Source organism: Candidatus Eisenbacteria bacterium, assembly GCA_035712145.1.
Taxonomy (GTDB): domain Bacteria; phylum Eisenbacteria; class RBG-16-71-46; order RBG-16-71-46; family RBG-16-71-46; genus DASTBI01.
Window position 1 is genome coordinate 1 of sequence record DASTBI010000086.1, and the last position, 17,838, is coordinate 17,838.

At 68.9% G+C, this 17,838-nt stretch carries 19 protein-coding genes; 8 read left to right on the forward strand and 11 right to left on the reverse strand.

What is annotated here, in order from left to right; all coding sequences use genetic code 11:
• The 4 genes from VFQ05_05175 to ugpC form a co-directional block, all read right to left on the reverse strand.
• On the reverse strand, positions 1–203 hold a 203-nt coding region (locus tag VFQ05_05175), incomplete at its 3' end, for a hypothetical protein (GenBank protein ID HET9326146.1).
• Between the two features lie 9 nt (positions 204–212).
• Positions 213–1,358 carry an ATP-dependent 6-phosphofructokinase gene (locus tag VFQ05_05180; protein HET9326147.1) on the reverse strand — a complete coding sequence of 382 codons (1,146 nt, stop codon included), beginning with the start codon at positions 1,356–1,358 and terminating at the stop codon, positions 213–215.
• Between the two features lie 8 nt (positions 1,359–1,366).
• On the reverse strand, positions 1,367–1,972 hold the full coding sequence (locus VFQ05_05185) for a hypothetical protein (protein HET9326148.1): 606 nt from the start codon (positions 1,970–1,972) through the stop codon (positions 1,367–1,369).
• Positions 1,973–2,005: 33 nt separating this feature from the next.
• Complete coding sequence (ugpC, locus tag VFQ05_05190) at positions 2,006–3,094, reverse strand: sn-glycerol-3-phosphate ABC transporter ATP-binding protein UgpC (protein ID HET9326149.1); 1,089 nt, start codon at positions 3,092–3,094, stop codon at positions 2,006–2,008.
• A gap of 159 nt (positions 3,095–3,253) precedes the next feature.
• Between ugpC and VFQ05_05195 the strand changes: the two genes are divergently transcribed.
• The 3 genes from VFQ05_05195 to VFQ05_05205 all read left to right on the forward strand — a co-directional run bounded on the left by VFQ05_05195 (position 3,254) and on the right by VFQ05_05205 (position 5,315).
• Entirely contained in the window at positions 3,254–3,859 is a 606-nt protein-coding gene (locus tag VFQ05_05195) for a DinB family protein (GenBank protein HET9326150.1), read from the forward strand.
• A gap of 183 nt (positions 3,860–4,042) precedes the next feature.
• Positions 4,043–4,468: a DUF4920 domain-containing protein gene (locus VFQ05_05200; GenBank protein ID HET9326151.1), complete on the forward strand. Its 426-nt coding sequence runs from the start codon at positions 4,043–4,045 to the stop codon at positions 4,466–4,468.
• Between the two features lie 34 nt (positions 4,469–4,502).
• Positions 4,503–5,315, forward strand: coding sequence for a hypothetical protein (locus VFQ05_05205; protein HET9326152.1), 813 nt, complete (start codon positions 4,503–4,505; stop codon positions 5,313–5,315).
• A 40-nt stretch (positions 5,316–5,355) separates the two neighbouring features.
• Here the strand turns inward: VFQ05_05205 and VFQ05_05210 are convergent, their stop codons facing one another.
• From VFQ05_05210 to VFQ05_05235, 6 genes are read right to left on the reverse strand one after another with little or no spacing between them, the layout of a single operon-like run.
• Positions 5,356–6,465 (reverse strand): lipocalin-like domain-containing protein, encoded by a 1,110-nt coding sequence (locus tag VFQ05_05210; protein HET9326153.1) that lies wholly within the window; start codon positions 6,463–6,465, stop codon positions 5,356–5,358.
• Positions 6,465–9,062: an FtsX-like permease family protein gene (locus VFQ05_05215; protein ID HET9326154.1), complete on the reverse strand. Its 2,598-nt coding sequence runs from the start codon at positions 9,060–9,062 to the stop codon at positions 6,465–6,467. The genes VFQ05_05210 and VFQ05_05215 overlap by 1 nt, the downstream gene beginning before the upstream one ends.
• Complete coding sequence (locus VFQ05_05220) at positions 9,059–9,763, reverse strand: ABC transporter ATP-binding protein (GenBank protein HET9326155.1); 705 nt, start codon at positions 9,761–9,763, stop codon at positions 9,059–9,061. The genes VFQ05_05215 and VFQ05_05220 overlap by 4 nt, the downstream gene beginning before the upstream one ends.
• Positions 9,764–9,772: 9 nt before the next feature.
• Positions 9,773–10,225: a tetratricopeptide repeat protein gene (locus tag VFQ05_05225; protein HET9326156.1), complete on the reverse strand. Its 453-nt coding sequence runs from the start codon at positions 10,223–10,225 to the stop codon at positions 9,773–9,775.
• Positions 10,222–10,755 carry a cysteine peptidase family C39 domain-containing protein gene (locus VFQ05_05230; GenBank protein ID HET9326157.1) on the reverse strand — a complete coding sequence of 178 codons (534 nt, stop codon included), beginning with the start codon at positions 10,753–10,755 and terminating at the stop codon, positions 10,222–10,224. The genes VFQ05_05225 and VFQ05_05230 overlap by 4 nt, the downstream gene beginning before the upstream one ends.
• Entirely contained in the window at positions 10,752–11,150 is a 399-nt protein-coding gene (locus tag VFQ05_05235; GenBank protein ID HET9326158.1) for a PA2779 family protein, read from the reverse strand. Before VFQ05_05235 ends, VFQ05_05230 begins: the two co-directional genes overlap by 4 nt.
• 104 nt (positions 11,151–11,254) lie before the next feature.
• Here VFQ05_05235 and VFQ05_05240 point away from each other — a divergent pair, with 104 nt between their 5' ends.
• Genes VFQ05_05240 through VFQ05_05250 form a run of 3 tightly spaced genes read left to right on the forward strand, consistent with a single transcriptional unit; the run spans position 11,255 to position 14,843 of the window.
• Positions 11,255–12,913 carry an ABC transporter substrate-binding protein gene (locus VFQ05_05240; protein HET9326159.1) on the forward strand — a complete coding sequence of 553 codons (1,659 nt, stop codon included), beginning with the start codon at positions 11,255–11,257 and terminating at the stop codon, positions 12,911–12,913.
• Positions 12,910–13,887 carry an ABC transporter permease gene (locus VFQ05_05245; GenBank protein ID HET9326160.1) on the forward strand — a complete coding sequence of 326 codons (978 nt, stop codon included), beginning with the start codon at positions 12,910–12,912 and terminating at the stop codon, positions 13,885–13,887. Before VFQ05_05240 ends, VFQ05_05245 begins: the two co-directional genes overlap by 4 nt.
• On the forward strand, positions 13,884–14,843 hold the full coding sequence (locus VFQ05_05250) for an ABC transporter permease (protein HET9326161.1): 960 nt from the start codon (positions 13,884–13,886) through the stop codon (positions 14,841–14,843). The genes VFQ05_05245 and VFQ05_05250 overlap by 4 nt, the downstream gene beginning before the upstream one ends.
• Positions 14,844–14,869: 26 nt before the next feature.
• On the opposite strand, the gene VFQ05_05255 is transcribed toward VFQ05_05250, so the two are convergent.
• A complete protein-coding gene (locus tag VFQ05_05255) occupies positions 14,870–15,487 on the reverse strand; it encodes a hypothetical protein (GenBank protein ID HET9326162.1) in 618 nt (205 codons plus the stop codon).
• Positions 15,488–15,897: 410 nt separating this feature from the next.
• Between VFQ05_05255 and VFQ05_05260 the strand changes: the two genes are divergently transcribed.
• Both VFQ05_05260 and VFQ05_05265 read left to right on the forward strand, forming a co-directional pair.
• Positions 15,898–16,674, forward strand: coding sequence for a cytochrome b/b6 domain-containing protein (locus tag VFQ05_05260; GenBank protein HET9326163.1), 777 nt, complete (start codon positions 15,898–15,900; stop codon positions 16,672–16,674).
• A partial coding sequence (locus VFQ05_05265) for a molybdopterin-dependent oxidoreductase (GenBank protein ID HET9326164.1) occupies positions 16,664–17,838 on the forward strand: 1,175 nt, incomplete at its 3' end. The genes VFQ05_05260 and VFQ05_05265, both read left to right, overlap by 11 nt.

Below are 17,838 nucleotides of genomic sequence, written 5' to 3' on the forward strand. Positions count from 1 at the left end.
TCCACGCTCTCGTCGACGACTTCCTCGCGATGCAGCTCCGCGAGGCGCCGCCGCAGCGCCTCGATCACTCGCACCTCGCGCTCGAGCAGCGTCCGATTCTCCTCGGACTGGGCCTGGACGATGCCCTGCTCACGCTCGGACTGAGCCGTGTGAAGGACCTTGGTGAGCAACGTGAATTCTTCGGGGCTGAGCGACAGGCGCATGGGACAACGCTACCGGGATGGACGCCGGGGCTCAAGCGCGAACGCCGAGGAGCGGCCGGCCTGACGATCCCCGAACGAGATGCCGATGTCCCTCGCCGTCCTCACCGTGTCGCTGTCGATCGGCACGGTCTTCATGCGCCGCACCACCTCGCCGAGCGGCTCGTAGCGCACCGTCGGCGGGGCCAGCGCCACCATCACCGCGGACCGCCCTTCGTCCAGCGCGCGTACGGCGGCCGCGCCGAATCGAAGCGCCACCAGCCGGTCGAAGCTCGTGGGCGGTCCGCCGCGGAGCAGGTGGCCGAGCACGACGCTTCGCGCCTCTTTGCCCGTGAGAGCCTCCAGCTCCAGCGCGACTTTTTGGCCGATCCCACCCAGGCGGTGCGACTCGGCCTGGTAGGAATGCTCCCCGCCGACCGGCTTCGCGCCTTCGGCGACCACGATCAACGTGTAATGGCGTCCGCGCGCCTCGCGCGCCTTCACGTACTCCGCGGCGACGCCCAGGTCGTACGGGATCTCGGGGATCAGGATGACGTGCGCGTTGCCGGCCATTCCGGCGTGGAGCGCGATCCATCCCGCGTATCGCCCCATCACCTCGACCACCATGATGCGGCGATGCGAGGTGGCGGTGGTGTGGAGCCGGTCGAGGCACTCGGTGGCGAACGACACGGCCGAGTCGAAGCCGAACGTCATGAAGGTGCGCTCGAGGTCGTTGTCGATCGTCTTCGGCACGCAGATCACGCACAGTCCCTTCTGGCTGAGCGCATGCGCGATCTCGAGCGAGCCGTCTCCGCCGACCGCGATCAAGGCGTCGAAGCCCTGGTCGCGAAAGCGCCGGACCAGCTCGTCGCAGCGGTCTTCCTCCACCTCGCCGCCATCGGGCCTTGCGCGTGGGTATCGAAGCGGGTTCCCGCGGTTGGTGGTGCCGAGGATCGTGCCGCCCAAGTGCGCGATGCCCAGGACCGAAAGGCGCGAGAGCTTGACGACGCCCCCTTCCGGATAGGCTTCGGGCTCGAGCAAGCCGTTGTAGCCGTCGCGGATGCCCCAGCATTCCCACCCGCGCTGCGCGGCCGCCATGACCACCGCGCGGATCACCGCGTTGAGACCGGGGGCGTCGCCCCCGCCGGTGTTGATCGCGATCTTCCTGATCTCGGCCATGGAGCGGCTCAGCCCGACTTCTTGCGCAGCGAGCCGAGCATGGCTTCGAACTCCGGCGCCGCCGCATCGACGGTGCGCTCCGGTCCGGTGAGCTTGAAGAACAAGGCACCCTCCGGCCCCTCGACGATCGCCGCATAGAGCTCGTGGTTCGAGCGCGCGCTCCGGCTCTCTTCCATGCCGACATGCGCGAGGTACGTGCCCCGCACGCGGACCGTGGTGACCTCGAGCCCGTCGACGGTGCGCGACGCCCGCGCCGGCTCGACCGGCGGCTCGAATTCGCGGATCCAGCGCTCGATGTTCGTCTCGGGATCGCCGCCTTGTCCGGGGCCGAAGTAATAGACCGCGCAGCGTGCTTCATCGCGAACGCCCTTGGCCGGAGGAATCCCATAGGTCGCGAGCCGCATGGGATTCGACTCCACCTCGGCCCAGCGCGCCGGGACCTTCCACACGATGCCCGGGTCTCCCCCGCTCTCGACCACGACCTGCGGCGATGCGTCGGTGGTGGGAGTGCGCGATGACATCGGCGCCGGCGGCTGGTGAGTGCTCACCCACGCCCAGATCGCGAGCGCGCCCATGGCGATGAGCGCCACGGCCACCAGGCTCCGCAGCGACATGGATCGAACCTCCGCTCGAGAGTGGTGAGGCGCCTAATCCAGCCGGCGACGCGTATCGGCGTCGAACAGGTGGATGGCTTCGAGATCGAGCCGCAGCGGGACCTTGGCGCCGACGGCGGGGGCGCGATGCGACTCGGCCTTGGCGACGAGCATGTCCTCGCCCACGCGGCCGTGGAACACCGCCTCGCTCCCGAGCAGCTCCACCACCTCGACGATCGCGTCGACGGCGTCGTGCCCGGGAGGAACGCCATCCACCAGCCCGACCTTCTCGGGCCGGATGCCGATCACGACTTTGCGGCCGGCATTCCTGGACGCGGCGTCGCGCCACGATCGCGGCGTGGGCAGCCGCACCGTCGCGGATTCGAGCGTCTCCCCGTTCGGACCCACCGTGGCATTCAAGAAATTCATGGGCGGCGTGCCGATGAACTGTGCGACGAACACGTTCATCGGCCGCTCGTAGACCTCGAGCGGCGTGCCCACCTGCTGCAGCACGCCGTCGTGCAGCACCGCGATGCGGGAGCCCATGGTCATGGCCTCGACCTGATCGTGGGTGACGTAGACGGTCGTGGTCTTCAGATTGCGCTGGAGCCGCGCGATCTCGGCCCGCATCTGCACGCGCAGCTTGGCGTCGAGATTGGACAAGGGCTCGTCGAACAGGAACACGGCGGGCTTGCGCACGATCGCCCGGCCCACCGCGACGCGCTGGCGCTGGCCACCCGACAGCTCGCGGGGCCTGCGGTCGAGCAGGTGCTGGATGTCCAGCACGCGCGCGGCCTCGCCGACGAGCTTCTCGACCTCGGCGGCCGGGAGCTTCCGGATCTTCAAGCCGAACGCCATGTTCTCGCGCACGGTCATGTGGGGATAGAGCGCGTAGGACTGGAACACCATGGCGATGTCCCGCTCCTTGGGCGCCAGGTCGTTGACCACCTTGCCGTCGATCAGCACCTGTCCCGCGGTCACGTCCTCGAGGCCGGCGATCATGCGCAGGGCCGTGGACTTGCCGCATCCCGAGGGGCCCACCAGCACCATGAATTCCTGGTCCCGGATGTCGAGATCCAGATTCTCGATCACCTTCGTCTTCCCGAACGACTTGCTGACGCCCTTGAGCGTGACTCCCGCCATGGCGCGCAGCCTAGGTCCAGCAAGCACCTCCGTCAATCGAGGCCGGCCATCGTTGTTTCCGGCGAAGGAGCGCGGTAGAGTTCCCGGCGCTTCATCCCCACCAGTTTCGAAACCAGGCGAAATCACGAAGTGGAAACGATGCTTCGAGGAGGTTCTTGCATGTCGAGGAAGCTTTGGATCGCGGGATTGATGTCGATGGCCCTCACCGCGGGCGCGCTGGCGTCCGTTGCCGGCGCCGAAGACATGGCGCTGCCGGCTGGCGTCAAGGGCGACATGTTGATGTGGATCAAGGATGCGGAGGACAAGCTCGTCCAGCTCGCCGAGGCGACGCCCGAGGCCAAGTACGCCTGGCGTCCGGGCAAGGGGGTGCGCACCCAGGCCGAGGTCTTCATGCACGTGGTGACGGCCAACTATGGAATCCCGGCGGCCATGGGTGTGGCGCCGCCCCAGGGGTTCACCGGCATGGAGTACGAGAAGTCGCTGACCAAGAAGGCCGACATCCAGAAGGCGCTCAAGGAGTCCTTCGCCCACATGGAGAACGCGCTCGTCGCCGCGAGCGACGCCGACATGGAGAAGGAGATCGAGCTGTTCGGCATGAAGATGACGGAGCGCCGCGCCTTCATGCTGCTGGTCGCTCACTCCCATGAGCATCTCGGCCAGTCGATCGCCTACGCGCGCAGCAACGGCATCGTTCCGCCATGGACCGCCAAGCAGCAGGCGGCCATGAAGGAAGCGACCGAGAAGAAGAAGGCCGAAGGCAAGTAGCCGCATCACGAGGACGGCCCGCCCTCGTCGCGAGGACGGGCCGTTTTCTTTACCTGGCTGGACCGTCGGCTGGGGATGTGAAATCTACATTTGCCTCCGCGGGGCCGGGCCCGCCATGATGCTGGCTCGCGAGCCACGAGCCCCCGCGGCCGCCGGCCGATCGCGATCCCGGAGGAGACATCCATGAAGCGCTTCACGGTCATCCTGATCGCCCTGCTCATCCCGCTGTTCGCCGTCGCGGCCCTGGCCGAGCCTGTCGCAGTCGGCGCCGAGATCACGGTCAAGAAGCCGGTCAAGCTCGCCAAGCTCGCCAAGTCGCCCGAGAAGTTCGTGGGCAAGACGATCCGCATCGAAGGCACGGCGCTCAAGGTCTGCCAGGGCGCGGGTTGCTGGGTGGAGGTGAGCGACGGCAAGGGCGTCACGTTCCTCGCCAAGAGCCTCGACGAGTCCGTGCTCCTTCCCAAGGACAGCGCCGGCCGCTCGATCGTGGTCCAGGGAGTGGTCACCAAGATGGCGCCCAAGACGCATGACCACGAGCACGAAGGCGAAGGCCATGAGTGCCCGGTCCCGACCTTCCTCATCTCGACTCAGGGGGCTCTGCTCCCCTGAACTTCTCAGACACGCCTCGCGGCGGGAGGACATCGTGCCCAAGCTGACGCGCGCCGTACCAGCCGAGATCTTCCCGGCCACCGCCGAGCGACTCGCCTCATGGGAGGCGGACGCCGACGTGATCGGCGTTCTTCTGGTCGGCTCCAAGAGCGTCGGCCATCAGGACGAGCGATCGGACGACGATCTGGAAGTGCTGCTGACCGATGAGGCGTTCCAGCGCCTCGCTCCCGGCGACTGCCATACCATGCACATCGAAGGCGAAGGCTCGATGCGTCAGATCGTCTATGACGCGCAGCTCACCGCGATGAGCGCTCTCGAGCGAAAGCCCGGCTCGAGCCTCGATCTCGACCACTGGCCTTACGAGCGTGCGCGCGTCCTGTTCGCCCGGGACCCCGAGCGTGTGGAGGCGGCGGTGAAGGCCGCGGCGCTGATGACTCCCGAGTTCCGCTCTGCGCGGCTGGCCCATGGAACCATCGACGCATGGGTCTCCGCCCACCGCGCCGTCAAGACGATGGAGCGCGGCTTCCAGGCCGCGGGCACGCTGCTGGTCGCGCGCTCCGCCAAGGCGCTGACGCGCGTGCTGTTCGCGATGGAGTCGCGCTGGGCGCCGCTCGATCACTGGCTCGAGCGCGAGCTCGAGACGCTGGATGACCCGTTGCGCATCGGACCGCGCATCGTGACCGCGCTGAAGGAGCGCCGTCCGGCGCCGCTGCTCGAGGCCCTCACCGCGCTCGAGAATCGGCTGGCGAGCGAAGGCGTGGCCCGCGCCGCCGACCGGCGTGGCATGTTCCTGGAGCTGATCCACGCGAGCCGCGCGGACGAGCGCGCGCGGCACACGCTGCCCTAGGGCTTTGTAAGTCCTTACTGTCCCCGGGGACAGCAAGGAGTTACAACCCCGGCGCCCGCCCCGTGTAGCCGGTGAGCTCGACGTAGCCTCTCCCGGTGACCGGCGTTCCGCGGCTCGTTCCGCCGACGCGCACAGCACCCTCCCAGTAGATCACGCCGCCCATGGTCCGCGATCGGAGCTCCTGATCGTCGAGGACCGGCGTCACCGTCAGGTCCAGATCACGGCTCGGAACCCGCACCTTCCAGCCGTGCGGATACGTGGCGCCCGAAGCCGGACTCTTCCACCGGCGCGCCGGCGTGATCGCGAAGGCCTGCCGCGCGAGGTGCTCGGCGCGCCCCTCCCCTCCGATCCACGTGCCGCTCGAGACCGGCTCGATCGAGCCGTCGCGACGCCGCAGCTGGTAGAGCATCAGCTCCTCGTCGGTGTCGAGCTGGAGCGAGAACCAGTCCCATCCGACCTGGGCCGAGTCGAGCTGGCTGGTGCTGAACTCGTGATCCATCCACGAGGTGCCGCGCACCGCGAGCGAGTCGCCGCCGGCGCGGATTCCTCCCGCCGTCCTCAGCCTCGAGAGCGAGTAATAGTGGGATGCGTTTCCCGGCGCCGCGGACTTGTGGCTGAGGCCGTCCTTGCCATGAACGACCAGCGGCTTGTTCGGGGTGAGCCGCAGGTCCAATGCCAGATCGGACGCGCGGGCCTGCAGACGGTGCGTTCGCTCGTCGGGTTCGAGCGACGCGCTCCAGTCGTCGATCCATACCCGGTAGCGCACCGTGTCGGCGCCGGCCATGCCGAGCGAAGGTCGCGCGACCCGCTCGTGGAACCGGAACCGCCGGCCTTCCACGTCGGTGAGCGCCAGATGCGCGAAGAGGACGTCGTGAGGCGCCCAGGCCGACGCGCTCTGCCGCCACGCAGGATCGATGCCCACGCGAAAGAACGTGAGCTGATAACCGAACCATCTCGTCCCGGCCGCCACGTTGCCGGTGTAGTACCACCACTCGACCCGGTACTCGGGATGCGAGGCGTGGTCGCGGGGAAAGCGAAAGGCGCGCGGCTTGGAGGCGTACTCGTAGCCGGCGGCGATCGCGAGCGCCGCGATCATGGTGAGCGTCGCGGCACCCAGGACGGATTTCCATCGATGCCTGATGTCCGGCATCAGTCCATCCTCATGGCCTCGGCGGCGACGCGGGACGCGGCACGCCGAGCCGGGCCGATGCCGGCGAGCAGCGCGCTCACCACCAGCACCGGAAGCGTCTGCAGGAACATGCGGGGCTCGAGCTGCACGCGGATCGTCCAGCCGAAGTACTGGCGGTTGATGACGTGGATCAGAATCATCGCCAGCGCCAGGCCGCAGACGCAGCCGAGCACCGCGCCGAAGAGCCCGATCAGCCCGCTCTCGACCAGCACGATGCCCTGCACCTGAGCGCGCGACGCCCCGATGGCCCGCAGCACCGCGATCTCGCGTCCGCGCTGAAGGATCAGCGCCGTCAGCGTGCCCGCGACACCCAGCACCGCGACCAGGATGGCGATCGACTGGAGCGCGTAGGTCACCTGGAAGGTCTGATCGAACACTTCCAGCACTCTCGCGCGCAGCTCCTGATGGGGAGTCGCGTTCAGCACGAGGTTCGGCCCGCCGGCATCGAGCACCTGCTGTCTCAAGGCGTCCACGTCGGTTCCCGCGCGCGCGAAGATGGCCAGGCTCTCGACCCGCCGCACGCGCCACAACGACTCGAACAGGGCGCGATCCATGACCACCGCGCCGGCATCGGTGCTGTAGTCGTAGTAGATCCCGACCACGGGTCGGGAGACCCGGCCGCTCGGCGTCTCGAGCGCCAGCTGGTCGCCGACCCGGGTCTTGAAGTGGTGGGCGAAGCTCTCGCTCACGACCACGCCCTGACGGGCCTGGGCCGCCGCCAGAACGTCGCCAGCAGAGCCGCGCGTGAACTGCAGATGTCCGACCCCTTCCTGGACATCGAAATCGAGACCGGCCGCGAAGGCGAGGCGGCCGCGATGACGAAAGCGCGTGCCGCGAAACGTGTCCACCGCAAGGACGTGCGGCAACGTCCGCACCCGCGACACGAACGAGTCCGGGAGCTGGGTGACGCCGAGGTTCTCGCGATGGCCGACCGGCTCGACGTAGAGATCGCCGCGGATCGTCTGCGTCACCCATGTGTCGACCGTGCGGCGGAAGCTGCCCACCATCACGTCGAGGGCGACCCACATGCCGACCGCGACCATGAGCGCACCGACCGCGGCGCTGGTGCGCGCGATCGCGTCCCGCAGATAGCGGGTGCCGAGCATGCCGGAAACGCCCGCCAATCGTCGCAGCAGAGCGCCCATCACTCGCTCGCCGAGACGCGTGAAGACTGGAGCGAGCAGCGCGAAGCCCACGAGCGCCAGGAAGGCGCTCACGAAGCCACCCCCCGGGCGCATCGCACGGATGGTCCACGCCGAGATCGCGACGGCCGCGATGAGCAGGCCGATCCCGGCAGAAGACCAGCGGCCGAGGTGGAGAGGCTGCGCCTCGATCCACAAGCCCTGGCGCAGCGTGACGCCGGGAGGCGTGCGCGAGGCCTCGATCGCAGGAACCAGCGCGGAGCACACCGCGGCCGCCACGCCGACCCCGAAGCCAAGCGCGTACGCGCCGGCATCGGGATGAAGCGATGCCACCTGGCGCACCATGTAGAGATCGCTGAGCGTGCGTCCCACGAGGGTCAGCGCGCCGCGCGCGAGCCAGGTGCCGATCGCGAGCCCGAGCGCCGAGCCGGCGATGCCGAAGAACAGGCCTTCGCCGAGGAACAGGCCAACGACGCCGCCGCGCGTCACGCCGACGGCGCGCAGCATGCCGATCTCGCGCCGCCAGCGGAGCACCGACATCGCCACCGCGTTGAAGATCAGGAACATCGCCACGAACAGGGCGATGAACGAGAGCGCTTCGAGATTCAGCCGGAACGCCTCGACCATGTTTTCCACCTGGCGCGTGCGCCCGGCGGGCAAGTCCACGGTGAGGTCGGCGGAGAGCCGGCGCGCCAGCGCCTCCCTGACGCGGTCGCGAGTGCTTTGATCGACGAGCAGATCCACCCGGTCGATCCGACCGTAGCGGCGGAAGACATCCTGGGCGGTGGCGATGTCGACGATCACCACGCTGCCACCGAGCGCCTGATCGAGATCGGATCCTCCGAGCACGCGACGCACCACCAGAGGCTCCGGGCGCCCGGAGGCCAGGACGGTGAGCGTGTCGCCGGCATGAATCCCAAGGCGCATCGCGTACGAGGCGGTGATGAACGCCGAGCGCGGCGCGAGCAGCGAGAGCGCTTCGGATCCCTGGCCGTCATCGCCACGGTCGCCGCGAACCCGCTGGAAGGGCTCCTCCGCGAAGGGGTCGAGTCCCAGCACCAGCACGGTCTCGGGCCAGTCGTCGCGCGCACGCGCCGACCGCGCCGGCAGCGGCCCGCCGGTGCGGGCGCGGGCGAAGACTTCGATGACCGGGGCCGCCGCGCGCACGCCCGGCTCCCGGCGGATCGCGGGATAGAGCCGCTCGTCGAACCCTTCCGAGGAGGCGCTGACCTCGAGGTTCGCCTTGCCGGCAACGGCATCGACCGTGCCGCCGAACGACGCCATCGCCGAGTGGCTGGCGAGCCGGATGGCGACGAAGACCGCCACGCCAAGGCTCACGCCGAGAACGGTGAGCAGGGTGCGCGGCCATTCCTCGGTGAGGCGCCGAAGGATCACCCGCCGCCACACGGCGTTCATCGCGCGTCCGAATCCGCGATGCGTCCGTCGTGGATCTCGATCACTCGCGACGCCGCCGCCGCGGCTTCGCGGCTGTGAGTGACGAGCAGGACCGTGGCGCCGGCCCGCTCACCGAGATCGCGCAACAGCTCGAGCACCCGCTCCGCGGCGCGGGTATCCAGATTGCCGGTCGGCTCGTCGGCCAGCACCAGCGCGGGAGACATCACCAGCGCCCGCGCGATGGCCGCGCGCTGCAGCTCGCCGCCCGACAGCATGTGGGGCCGCGCGTCGCGGCGCGCCTCGAGTCCGACGTCCGCGATGAGCCGGTCCGCGGCCGCCAGGGCCTCGCGCGCGGGACGTCCGGCGAGCTCGGCGGGAAGGGCGACATTCTCACGCACCGTGAGCGTGGAGATCAGATTGAAGAACTGGTAGACGACGCCGATGCGGTCGCGCCGCAGCCGCGTGAGTGCGTCATCGGAGAGCCGGCTCAGCTCCCGGCCTTCGACCCACACTTCGCCCCGAGATGGCGTGTCGATGCCGGCGACCAGGTTGAGCAGAGTGCTCTTCCCCGAGCCGCTGCGACCCATCAGCGCCAGGAACTCGCCGCGCCCGACTTCGAGTGACACGTCGTCGAGCGCGCGCACCAGGCCATCGCCCAGGCGGTACTCCTTGACGACCCTGACCAGCCGCAAGGCAGGCGTCCGCGTGGAATCATCGCTCATGCAAGGCTCTCAACGGCGGTCGGCCGCGGCGCTGCGCGCGCTCTGCACCTCGGCCAGCGTGGCCCGGTAGAGCGAGTCGCGGCCGCCGGTCGCCACGGCGCGAGCCGCCAGCTGCTCGGCCTCGTCGAGACGCTTCCCGCGCTTGAGCAACGCGGTGGCGAGATTGTTCATGGCGTCCGCGTCGTCCGGCCGGTCTCTCAGCGCTCTGCGATAGCACTTCTCGGCGTCGGCCCATTCTCCGGATGCGGCGGCCAGGTTGCCGAGGTTCACGCGCGCCACCGCGAAGTGACGATCGCGCTTCAGCGCCTTGCGATACTCGCGCGCGGCGAGATCCTTGTGCCCCGCCTGCTCGTAAGCCACGCCCAGGTCGTTGTGCTCGGCCGCCGTGAGGGGATCGTTGAGAACGACGATGTGCCCGCAGCCGGAAAGCGTGATGGCCAGCGCGACGGCCAGCCGCCTCACGGACGCCGCACCACGAGCGCCCGGCCCCCGGCCGCGCTCCAGCGTTTCATCAGCCCCTCGCGACCCGTGCTGCGCGGCTTCGAGCCGCCATCGAGGATCGTGACGCGGCTCCGCTGGCCATCCCAGCCGACCAGCACGACGTAGTGATTCTTCCGGAGCGGACCGATGCCGGCATCGATGAGCAGAATCGGCGGCACGTCCTGACCGAGAAACGCCGCCAGCGAATCCTCGCCCGGTTTCTCCACGGCGGCGTCGAAGCCGGCGCGGCGCGCCGCGGCCGCGAGCTCGGTGATGAGCGCCCCGCGCAGGACCGGGTCGTAAGCAGCCTCTGCCTGCGCCTCGGCAGCCGAGTCCGCGCGGTAGTAGCGCATCACCATCTGCAATGCCGCGGGGCCGCAGCGCTCGCGGGCCTGACGGATCACCGGAACCGGAAGAGCCCACGATGACTCCACCGACTTTGCCGGGGAAGACGGCGCGGCGGCCGGCGAGGCCAGGGATACGGCCAGCGCCAGCGCCACGCCTCCGCTCACTTGACGGTGATGTCCTTGTTGAGGAGCTTGAGGATCACGATCACCAGCAAGATGATGATCAGCACCGTGACCAGCGCGCCGAGCGCGTCCCCGCCGGCCGGCAATCCCTTCGATGCCGAAGCCAGCGTGTGCAGGTCCTCGTCCGACATGGACGCCACCTTGAGCTGGGCCTCTTCGGGCGAGACGCCGTAATCACGCAGCTTCTGCACGACCATCCTGTGCTCGAGCGCGCGCTGGACGATCACCAGGTCGGCGTCACGCGTCGAGGTGATGGCGGTCTGCCCCGAGACACGCGAGGGTGCGAGCGCGGCGGCTGCCGGCGCCACGTGCAGCACGCTCCACCAGCAGGCCAGCACCAGAGCGGTGAAATAGCGCAGGGTTCGCGGGAATCGCATGAGGTCCTCCTTGACGGCAGTTCGATGGTCCTGTGGCCGTGCTCCGACACTACCAAGGCCGCGCGCGCGTGGGAACTGCGGGGGCGTGCGGTATCCTTCGACCCATGCGGCGCCTCGCGGCGGCTCTTCTGCTCCTCCTGCTCACGGACTGCGCCGCCCGCCGCGAATCTCTCCTCTATCCGCCGGGCCCCGGCGGAACGCCGCGGCGCGGTGGGCACGCGATCTTCGTGCGCGAAGAGGATCCGGACTACCTCGATCCCGCGCTCTCCTACGGCACCTACAGCGCGCCGATCATCGAGGGCGTGTACCGCGGACTCCTGGAGTACGTCGACGCGCCGGGGCTCGAGGGCGCGCGCCTCGTGCCCGAGCTGGCCGAGACGCTGCCCGACCTCCGTGAGGGCGGCACCCTGTACGCGTTCAAGGTCCGCGCCGCCGCGCGCTTCGGCTCGCCGCTCCATCGGCACATCACCGCCGCCGACTTCAAGTACGCGATCGAGCGGTTGTTTCGAGTCAACTCGCCGGGCATCGACTTCTACACTTCGATCGTCGGCGCCGACCGCGTACGGGACGGCCGCGACACCGCGCTCGCCGGTGTGATTGCGCGCGGAGATTCGCTCTACATCCGGCTCACCCGGCCCGACCCGATCTTCCTCAGCGTGCTTTCGCTGAGCTTCACTTGCCCCTTGCCCCGCGAGATCGTCGAGCGCTGGCCGAACGAGTTCTCCCAGCACACCGTCTCCAGCGGGCCGTTCGAGATCGCGGAGTACGTTCCGCGCCGGCGCGTGCTGCTGGTGCGGAACCACGACTACGCCGGCACGCCAGCGTGGCTCGACACCTTCGAGCTCAGACTGAGCGTCAGCCCGACCAACGCGGTGGCGCTGATTCGCCGCGGCCAGGTCGACGGGGGATTCTTCGAGGTGCCCGCGGCCGAGTTCGGGCGGCTGCGCCGCGACCCCACCTGGCGCCAGCAGGTCATGGTGAGCGACGCGTTGAGCACCTGGTTCGTGTTCATGAACGTGCGGGTCAAGCCATTCAACGATCCGCGCGTGCGCCAGGCGGTCGCGTGGGCCATCGATCGCCGCGCCATCGCCAAGGCGTGGAGCGGGGCCGCGTCGCCGGCTTACGAGTTCCTGCCGCTGGCGATGCCCGGGGCCAAGCCGCTGGACTTCTATCACGGGCCGGACGTGCCACGAGCCAGGCAGCTGCTGCGAGAGGCGGGTTATCCCAACGGCTTCTCGACCCGGCTGTTCGGCTTCACCGCCGGCCCCGAGCCCCGCGTGGCCGCGATCTTGCAGCAGAACCTTGGCGACGTCGGCATCCGCGCGCAGCTCGAGCTGAGCGAGGCCGCGAGCTACACCGCCTTCGCCGGCGATACCAGCAATCGCGTGCCCATGGGGGTGTACGGCTGGTACGCCGACTATCCCGACGCTTCGAACTTCTTCGGCCCGCTGCTCGACGGACGGCGCATCACCCCCATCCAGAACAACAACCTCGGGGTCTTCGACGATCCGATGATCAACGCCGAGATCGACCGCGCCATGGCCACCGCCGACCCCGCCGAGCGCTCGCGGCGGTGGGGACGGCTCGATTCACTGGTGATGGAGAGGGCGCCGGTCGCTCCCACGGTCCACGCGATGGAGACCCGCATCTTCAGCACGCGGATCGGCGGCTGGTATCACCACATCACCCGGCTGATGAAGATCGATCGTCTGTATCTCAAGCAAACGCAACCCGCCCGCCCCGTCGCGAGCAGCGAGCGATGAGCACCGCAGAGGTCGCGCCGCCGATCTCGGACGCGTTGATGATGCCGAAGCGGGAGAACGACGCCTCGTCGCCATGGGAGGCGGCCGGCCGGCGTTTCCTCGCCGACCGCTGGGCCGTCGCGGGCCTCGCCTTCCTGCTCGCGGTCCACATCGTGGCGCTCGCCGCGCCCTGGGCGGTCCCGGCCCTGCTCCATCGCTCGGCCTTCCGCCAGCGGATGAACGACATGGTGCAGGTCGGGGGCCAGAGCGTCGAAGTGGTGTCGGAGGATGGTATCCCGATCGGGCCGGGCGCGGCCTTCCCGCTCGGCGCGGACCTTGCCGGACGCGACGTGCTGTCGCGCGTGATCTATGGAAGCCGCGTGTCGCTGCTGGTCGCGACGCTCGGAACGCTGTTCGCGCTCCTGCTGGGGCTCTCCGCCGGGCTGCTCGCCGGCCTCTATCGCGGCGCCATCGACACGGTGATCTCACGCTTCATCGACGCGATGATGTCGATCCCCGTGCTGCTGCTGGCGATCGCGCTCGCCTCGGTGCTGCGCAGCGGCAGTGTGTGGGTGGTGGTGCTGATTCTCGCGCTGGTCAACTGGACCTATCTCGCGCGGATCATCCGCGCCGAGGTGCTGTCGCTGCGCGAGCGCGACTTCGTCGAGGCGGCGCGCGCGCTGGGCGCGAGCGATCGGGCGATCCTGCTGCGCCACCTGCTGCCCAACCTCGTCGGCCCGGTGCTGGTGTTCGCCACGCTCTCGATGGCCAACAACATCCTGCTCGAGAGCGCGCTCAGCTTCCTCGGCGTCGGCGTCCAGCCTCCCACACCGTCCTGGGGCAACATGATCCAGGAAGGCATGGCGTTCTACGGCGTGGCCTGGTGGATGTCGCTCTTCCCCGGGCTCGCCATCCTGGTCACGGTGGTCTGCTACAACCTCGTCGGGGATGGACTCCGGGACGCCATCGATCCGGCGGGCGCTCGCCGCCGATGATCGCCTTCCTGCTCCGCCGGCTCATGTGGAGCGCGCTGGTGCTGGTCGTGGTCGCCGCCACCACCTTCGCGATCTTCTTCGCGATCCCCGCCAACCCCGCCGCGCTGATCGCCGGCAAGTACGCTTCGCCGAAGACCATCGCCGAGATCGAGGAGCGCCTCGGTCTCGATCAACCCAAGCTGGTCCAGTTCGCGCGCTTCCTGGGACGCGCCGCGCGCGGCGACCTGGGCGAGTCGTACGCCAGCCAGCAGCCGGTCTCGAGCGCGATCGCCAACGCTTTTCCCAAGACCTTCTCGCTGACGCTCGGCGCGATGGCGGTGTGGCTCATGATCGGCATCCCCCTTGGCGTGCTGGGTGCGCTCAAACCCCGTTCGATCTGGGATCGCATGGGCACGTTGATCGCGCTGTTCGGCATCTCCGCGCCCGCGTACTGGCTGGGACTGGTGTTCCTCAAGGTGTTTGCCGACACGCTCGGCTGGTTCCCGCTCGGCGACTACGCCGAGATCAAGCAGGCCGGAGTCCTGGTCTGGGCCCAGCATCTCGCGCTGCCGTGGCTGACGCTGGCGCTCCTCTACGCCGGTTGGTACGCGCGCATGACCCGCAGCCAGATGCTCGAGGTGATGCACCAGGACCACGTGCGCACGGCGTGGGCCAAGGGCCTCGCACCCGCCGACGTGACGCGCCGTCACGTGTGGCGCAATGCGCTCCTGCCGATCGTGACCATGCTCGGCGCCGACGTCGCCGGCCTCATGGGCGGCGCGGTGCTCACCGAGACGGTGTATGGGATTCCCGGGATCGGCGGCCTGGCATGGAAGGCGATCCGCCAGCGCGATCTGCCGATGGTGATGGGCTCGGTGCTGTTCGCCGCGGCGTTCATCGTGGTCGCGAATCTGATCGTCGACCTGGCGTACAGCGCTCTGGATCCGCGAATTCGGACCGAGGGACGAAAGGCGTAGGACCCACTCCCTCCGGAGCCAGGGGTTCAGCGGGGAACGAGGATCGGAGCGCTCGAGACCTCGCGTCCATTGAAACGCAGGCGAAACGAATAGTGGCCGGGCGCAACCGGGAGGTGGTCGCCGCCGAGTCCGTTCCAGATCGACCCCCACACTCCCGGCTTCGTCGAGCGGTCGGCGAGCACCGCGATGGTACCGCCGGTGGAGTCGGCCACGACGAGTTGAACCTCTCCCGCACGGCGAACTTCGTACCCGACGGCGGCGCCCCCAGGTGGAGGCGTCGCCACGACACTGAGTCGCTTCTGACCTGAAGAGCCGGACTCGGATGCACGACCGGGTCCCAGAGTCAGCCCTGTCGATCCGGTGTCGAACATCGTCCTCGGAACGAGCTCATCTCCCTCTCCTTCTTTTGGGCGATCGCTCACCGGCTCGCCGAAGCAGGCGACGGGCTTGGGGGGAAGGGACGATTCCAAGGCGAATCGGATCTTCCCCGAACGTCGCGACTCCGTCGATCGGCTCCACACGGCAACGCGTGACCGGCTCTCCCAGGACGTCGCGGTGGACCAGCCTTTGGGGGCTTCGAGCTTGACGTCCGCCGGCGTGTCGAGCCCGAAGGTCTCGAGCTGCCCGCCGGAGAGAGGAGTCACCTGGTATTCGTATCTCCACACACCGGCCCGGATCTCTCTTGCCACAGCATCGACGCGAAATCGGAAGGTCGACCTCGCGGAGGTGTCGAGGATCGAATCGGCGCCCGTGAATCTCGCGAGGCCCTCGCCCACGAGGCGGCTGCCGACGGTCAGCTTCCTGTGACCGGTGTCCCTCGTCGACTCCGAGTGCGAAGAGGCGACGCACGTGAAGGAGAGAATGGCTGCAATGACGATGGAGTGCTTCATTCGATGGATCCCCGGTGGCGGAGTCTCAGCTGGACGAGAGGGTTATCGGCGGAGTCTCTGTGGATGTTCAGCTCTTGGCATCGAGCAAATGCTGGGTGGTTCAAACCTGGAGCCAGTCCGCCTCCCCCCAACACATGCTGCCCCGGTGACGTAAGCTCCGCGACATGCCATCCTCACCCGCAACCGTCCGCATCACCCTCAAGCATCACGCGCTGGTCCGCCTCACCCACTGGATCAACGTGCCGCTCCTGCTCGGCCTGATCGCCAGCGGGCTGGCCATCTACTGGGCGGCGCCGGTCTTCCTGCACCGCTACGATCCGGAGATCCGCAGTCGCGACTACCTCGCCACGATCGGCGCGGGCATCGCCCGCGCGCTGGGAGATCGCGGCGGCGACCCTCGCAACTGGATCTACGACCACCTGAGCCTCGGGCCGCGGCAGCTCGCGGTGTCGCTGCGCTGGCATTGGGCGCTGGCGTACGTCTTCATGCTCAACGGCACGTTGTACTTCATCGGGCTCGCGCTCGGCGGAGGGTGGCGAGCGCTCCTGCCCAGGCGATCCGACTTCGCCGAGAGCCTGGCGATGATGCGCTACTACCTGGGCGTGATCCCCATGGCGCTGCTGCGAAGGCCGTGGCCCCATCCGGACATCCGGTCCAAGTACAACGCCCTGCAAAGGTCGGCCTATTTCTCGATGTCGTTGTTCAGCCTGCTCGCCATACTCTCGGGGTGGGCGATGCACAAACCCGCGCAGCTCGGCTGGCTGGAGAGGATGTTCGTGAGCTACGACGGCGCCCGGGTGGTGCACTTCGTCTGCATGCTCGTTCTGGGCGGCTTCGTGATCCCGCACGTGGTCCTGGTGATCGCCGACGGCTGGGACACGTTCCGCTCGATGGTGGTGGGCTGGTCCACGCGCGTGAAGGAGAGATCTCATGAACGATGAGTCGCGTGACCGCGAAGGGGTGCCGCACCGCGAGAAGCCCGAGATCGAGAACCCGGAGACACCCGATCGTCCGGAAATGCCCGAGCCCGGGGGCCCCGGTCCCGAGATGCCTCCTCGGAAGGCCCCGGGACCCGAAGTGCCATCGCCCAAGCCGCCGAAAGGGCCGGAGATGCCGCCGCCCCCGCCGCCCGAGCAACCGACACGGCCCGAGCCCTTACCGCGGCCCGAACCCTCCGGAGTGCCGCCGTCACCCGGCGCACCCGAGATCCCGCCCACGCCGCAAGGCCCCGAGGTGCCGCCACGCGAGCGAAGCTTCCTCGCCGAGCGGCCGGAGCCGCCCTTGGACGTGCCGCGCGACCGGCTCGCGGCACAGTCGCGCCGCGACTTTCTGCTGCTCGGTCTCGGGTTCGCCGCCAGCCTGGTGAGCGCATGGTGGCTTCTGCCCGACCGCGCGAAGGGCCGGCTGGTCGGCATCGAGCGCCGTGACCAGCTCGACACGCTGGCGTCCCGCGTCGGGCTCTCGCGCGCCAATCGCGAGAAGACCCTGAATCGCGCCCTCACATTCGACGACGACGTGGCCGAGGCGCTCTATTCCAAGGACCGGCGAGTGCGCACGTACCGCAAGTCCGAGGTCACGCCGCTCAAGAACAACTACCATGGCCGGACTCCGGGACCCGAGCATGTCGCGGGATGGAATCTCTTCGTCAGCGGGATCCAAGGCGGACGCAAGGAGTTCTTCACGCTCGAGCGCCTGCTTGCTCTTCCTTTCCACGAGCAAGTGACGCGGCTCGTGTGCGTCGAAGGCTGGAGCGCGATCGCCTGGTGGGGCGGCATCCGCTTCGCCGATCTGCTCGACCAGTTCCCTCCCGCCGCCGGCGCGCGCTGGGCGGCGTTGCGCTCGGAGATCAGCCTGGACGGCGCCGGGCGCATCGAGCCTTATTACGTGTCGCTCGATCTCGAGACCGCACGCCACCCCCAGACCTTGCTCGCCACCCACATGAACGGCGCTCCGCTGCCGCTCGCGCACGGAGCGCCGCTGCGCCTGCTGGCGCCGGTCAAGCTCGGCCTCAAGAACATCAAGGCGATCACCGACATCGCCTTCACCGCCGAAGAGCCGCCCGACTACTGGAACGAGCGCGGCTACTCGAAGTACGACGGGCTATA

Excerpts from the sequence above, each read along its gene's own strand:
- VFQ05_05180 (HET9326147.1), bottom strand. The coding sequence starts at position 1,358 with ATGGCCGAGATCAGGAAGATCGCGATCAACACCGGCGGGGGCGACGCC.
- VFQ05_05185 (HET9326148.1), bottom strand. The coding sequence starts at position 1,972 with ATGTCGCTGCGGAGCCTGGTGGCCGTGGCGCTCATCGCCATGGGCGCG.
- ugpC (HET9326149.1), bottom strand. The coding sequence starts at position 3,094 with ATGGCGGGAGTCACGCTCAAGGGCGTCAGCAAGTCGTTCGGGAAGACG.
- VFQ05_05195 (HET9326150.1), top strand. The coding sequence starts at position 3,254 with ATGTCGAGGAAGCTTTGGATCGCGGGATTGATGTCGATGGCCCTCACC.
- VFQ05_05200 (HET9326151.1), top strand. The coding sequence starts at position 4,043 with ATGAAGCGCTTCACGGTCATCCTGATCGCCCTGCTCATCCCGCTGTTC.
- VFQ05_05210 (HET9326153.1), bottom strand. The coding sequence starts at position 6,465 with ATGCCGGACATCAGGCATCGATGGAAATCCGTCCTGGGTGCCGCGACG.
- VFQ05_05215 (HET9326154.1), bottom strand. The coding sequence starts at position 9,062 with ATGAACGCCGTGTGGCGGCGGGTGATCCTTCGGCGCCTCACCGAGGAA.
- VFQ05_05220 (HET9326155.1), bottom strand. The coding sequence starts at position 9,763 with ATGAGCGATGATTCCACGCGGACGCCTGCCTTGCGGCTGGTCAGGGTC.
- VFQ05_05235 (HET9326158.1), bottom strand. The coding sequence starts at position 11,150 with ATGCGATTCCCGCGAACCCTGCGCTATTTCACCGCTCTGGTGCTGGCC.
- VFQ05_05240 (HET9326159.1), top strand. The coding sequence starts at position 11,255 with ATGCGGCGCCTCGCGGCGGCTCTTCTGCTCCTCCTGCTCACGGACTGC.
- VFQ05_05245 (HET9326160.1), top strand. The coding sequence starts at position 12,910 with ATGAGCACCGCAGAGGTCGCGCCGCCGATCTCGGACGCGTTGATGATG.
- VFQ05_05250 (HET9326161.1), top strand. The coding sequence starts at position 13,884 with ATGATCGCCTTCCTGCTCCGCCGGCTCATGTGGAGCGCGCTGGTGCTG.
- VFQ05_05260 (HET9326163.1), top strand. The coding sequence starts at position 15,898 with ATGCCATCCTCACCCGCAACCGTCCGCATCACCCTCAAGCATCACGCG.